Below are 3,650 nucleotides of genomic sequence, written 5' to 3'. Positions count from 1 at the left end.
TATCGCATTTTTGAAGACCACTTCCGCCTTAAACGAGACGAAGCTATAGAAGGCTATGGGTTGGGCTTAGCCCTATGTCAAAAGATTATCCGTGCCCACTATGGTCGCATTTGGGTTGATTCACCTATCAAGGGTGGCAGCTGTTTTAACTTCACCTTACCGATTTATCGATAGCAAATGGGGTTGAAGGTTGAAGTTTGTTCCCGTAGCGTGGCCTATTGGCCAAGTTTGAAGTTTGTTCCCGTAGCGTGGCCTATTGGCCAAGGTTGAAGGTTGAAAGCGCTTTAGCAGTTGAACCGATCAGGTAATCGCTGTTCAGTCTTGAGAGCGCAAAGCCGCAATAATTTGAGTATTGGCTTTGGGGAAGGGGAACTGATCTACTTCATCTAAGGTGACCCAGCGAATCTCATCACATTCAATGGGTTGCGGAACACCACTGAGATGGCGACAGTGGTGTACACTTAGCACAACACGAAAGTGGCTGTAGGCGTGATTGATTGTGATCAGGTGTTCACCAACCTCAATCTCAATGCCCAATTCTTCCTGAATTTCGCGTTTAATACATTCCGGAACAGTTTCACCAAGCTCAATTTTGCCACCAGGAAACTCCCAAAGACCACCCAATAAGCCTTTTGCAGGTCGGCGGTCGATTAGAATTTGTCCCTGGTCGTTCCAGATTACAGCAACACCGATATTTTTTGTGGGTAGGGGAGAAGATGGTTCTCGCATAGGTATTTCAGATTGAATACCATGATTGTAAGCCTGACAGTAAGATTTCCAGGGACAATCAGGGCAATTGGGAGTTTTCCGAGTACAGATAGTTGCTCCCAAATCCATTATTCCGTAGGTTTTACTCTCGAGGATGTTGATGATCCAGTAAGGCTTCTGATCGCTTCCATAATTGTTGAGTGGCTTTGGCAGGTGGTATCGACAATGCTACCAATCGTGCTAGTACTCGTTTAACATTACCATCGAGAATAGCCACTGGCTGATTGAAGGCAGCGCTGAGAATACCACCTGCTGTTGTTCTACCAATCCCTGATAATGCTAAGACCTGACTCAGCTGTTGGGGAAAAACACCACCATGAGACTGCATAATTACTTTAGCGCAGGCGTGCAAGTTGCGAGCACGGGAGTAATATCCCAGACCTTCCCAAGCTTTGAGGACTTGCTGTAAGTCAGCAGATGCTAGATGTTCGAGGGTGGGAAATTGCTCCATCCAGCGGTGATAGTAGGGAATGACCGTTTTGACCTGGGTCTGCTGTAGCATAATTTCAGACACCCAGATGCTATAGGGTTCCCAACTTCGTCGCCAAGGTAAATCTCGACCAGCTCTGGCATACCAGTCCAAGAGTGATCTTCTTTGTTCCTCAATAATGGAAACCGACAGACTCAGGTGATGTCTGCCGATATTCGATTGGGCATTTTCTCTCAAAAATCTATAGATTCAGCCCTTTTAGGCCAAGGTTTGACTAATTTTCCTCCACAGATTGAGATTCAGCTATTTGCAAAGATTTGTCAAAAACCATACGTTGTTCAGCGTTCCTAAGGAAATAGCCGCTAACCATGGCTGAAGCCAAAAGGCGACCTAGATTCTCACGGCTAGTACTGATAGTTACACCAAAGTCTTGGGAAGGCAAGTTTCCCAACATTCCCATAATATTGTTTTCCATCACCTGATAGACTTCCGAAGACGTTGGTCTAGACAGCTGGGTAATGGTTTCTGGACTCATCGATTGAACATACTGCCAGAGTAAATTATTGTCAGAATCTTTATCAAAGAACTCAGGAACATGATTGGGATTGGATGCGTTATTCACCGTTTTACCTCCTAGCGATGGCTAATTCCGGTTTTTCTACTAGAGTCGGCAGCCAATGATGATGTTTATCTGTTTAGCTCTACTGCTTCGTATTTCTAATTACTTTAACAGGCAAATGACCATGGCAAAGTGGGTGGAACCGAACCATCTAGGATCTGATTTTCTCACCTATTAGTCATTGGTGATTGTGAGTCATGACTCATGAGTCATGACTCATGACTCATGACTAAACCGACTCAGCACAAATTAACTAGCTGGGATATATTCCCGCATATCCCCTTGACGCTTACGAAGTTTAGCGATCGCTTCTCGTTCGATTTGTCGCACTCGTTCACGGCTGATGTTGAGGTGTTGACCAATTTTGGCTAATGTCATCGGTTCGACCTCTGCCAAGCCATAACGGAGTCTCAACACCTGCCTCTGCTGCGGTGTCAAATCATCCATGAATTTCTCTAAGTCTAGCTGCATTAACGATTGATTCACAAAGTCTTCTGGTCCAGGACCGGTGTCTTCGAGCAACTCAACCAATTCTGTATCTTTGTTATCCCCCACTCGCAACTCCAAAGAGAGGGGTTGACGTGCTTGCTCGAAGTACTCTCGCAATTGATCAGGTGTGAGGTTCAACTCAATTGCCAATTCTGAGATAGTAGCTGTTCGTCCCAGCTTTTGGGAAAGTTGGCGCTGGGCTTTTTTGATTTTGTTTAACTTCTCAGTAATATGGATAGGAAGGCGAATCGTGCGCCCTTTTTCTGCGATCGCACGAGTAATTGCCTGCCTTATCCACCAGTAGGCGTAGGTAGAAAAACGATAGCCTTTGGTAGGGTCAAATTTTTCTACACCCCGCTGCAAGCCGATGGTTCCCTCTTGAATCAAGTCCAGCAACTCGAGATTACGCTTAATGTATTTCTTTGCCACTGCCACCACCAATCGCAAATTGGCTTCCACCATCTTGCGTTTAGCGGATTCACCAACAGCGATGCTAGACTTTAACTGAGAATCCGTTAGGCAAGATGCTGTTGCCCACTCAGAAAACGTAGGTTCACGACCCAGCTGTTGGACAAGGGACTCTTTGACTTCCTTTAAGGTTGTTAACTGCTTAACCTTTTTCCCGTAAGAAATTTCCTGCTCATGGGTCAGTAATGGTACACGACCAATTTCCTTTAAATAGGTACGAACTAAATCTGTAGAGTCCTGAGCGGTTTTCATTGAATTCGATGGCGTTATCAGTGAGATTTAAATTAAGAAAATTAAAGCAGACCCTGCTGGTTTTCCAAACCAGATGATAAGCTTTGTGGGATTCCAGTTAAATCATTTTCATAAAATTAACATAACTTAACTAAATTCCCGAAGAGGGTGTAAGGTAACATGACCCAAACTGTTTGGATTGCCAGACACGGAAACCGCCTTGACTTTGTTAACCCCGAATGGTTCAACAAGGCAGAGCGACCCTATGATCCACCCCTTTCAATAGATGGTGAACTGCAAGCAGCGCAACTGGGTCAACGCCTTGTAGGAAAAGGAATTCGGCATATATTCGCCTCACCGTTTTTACGAACTGTCCAAACGGCTAACCAAGTCGCAGAAATTCTGGATTTACCCATTAAGCTAGAGTTGGGTTTAAGTGAATGGCTCAATCCTGAGTGGATGGCAACTGAACCAGAAAGACTGCCTAATGAAGTATTGCACAAGCAGTTTCAGCGAATTGACACCAGTTATACTTCCTGTGTAATCCCTGAATATCCAGAAACAAGTGTTGCTTTACTGAAACGAACAGGTGAAACTGCACAACGTATCACCGCTCAATTTTCAGAAGACTTACTACTGGTTGGA

Annotated in this window: 4 protein-coding genes and 1 pseudogene; 2 read left to right on the top strand and 3 right to left on the bottom strand. The window is 44.8% G+C overall.

Going from position 1 to position 3,650, the window contains the following annotated elements; translation table 11 throughout:
* Positions 1–174: ATP-binding protein (locus tag F6K20_RS28980; protein ID WP_287296986.1), on the top strand; the 174-nt coding region annotated here is incomplete at its 5' end.
* Positions 175–315: 141 nt separating this feature from the next.
* Here F6K20_RS28980 and mutY read toward each other — a convergent pair.
* The 3 genes and pseudogenes from mutY to F6K20_RS28960 form a co-directional block, all read right to left on the bottom strand.
* Positions 316–1,390, bottom strand: a pseudogene (gene mutY, locus F6K20_RS40925) (A/G-specific adenine glycosylase).
* A gap of 82 nt (positions 1,391–1,472) precedes the next feature.
* Positions 1,473–1,820, bottom strand: a complete 348-nt coding sequence (locus tag F6K20_RS28965; protein WP_008189517.1) for a DUF760 domain-containing protein — start codon at positions 1,818–1,820, stop codon at positions 1,473–1,475.
* A 246-nt stretch (positions 1,821–2,066) separates the two neighbouring features.
* Entirely contained in the window at positions 2,067–3,026 is a 960-nt protein-coding gene (locus tag F6K20_RS28960; protein ID WP_008189520.1) for an RNA polymerase sigma factor, RpoD/SigA family, read from the bottom strand.
* Positions 3,027–3,185: 159 nt separating this feature from the next.
* Here F6K20_RS28960 and F6K20_RS28955 point away from each other — a divergent pair.
* Positions 3,186–3,650, top strand: a 465-nt coding sequence (locus F6K20_RS28955; protein ID WP_287296984.1) for a histidine phosphatase family protein, incomplete at its 3' end; no start/stop codon positions are given.

This window comes from Moorena sp. SIO2C4 (assembly GCF_010672485.1).
GTDB lineage: Bacteria > Cyanobacteriota > Cyanobacteriia > Cyanobacteriales > Coleofasciculaceae > Moorena > Moorena producens.
This window is presented reverse-complemented; position numbering and strand designations above follow the sequence as displayed.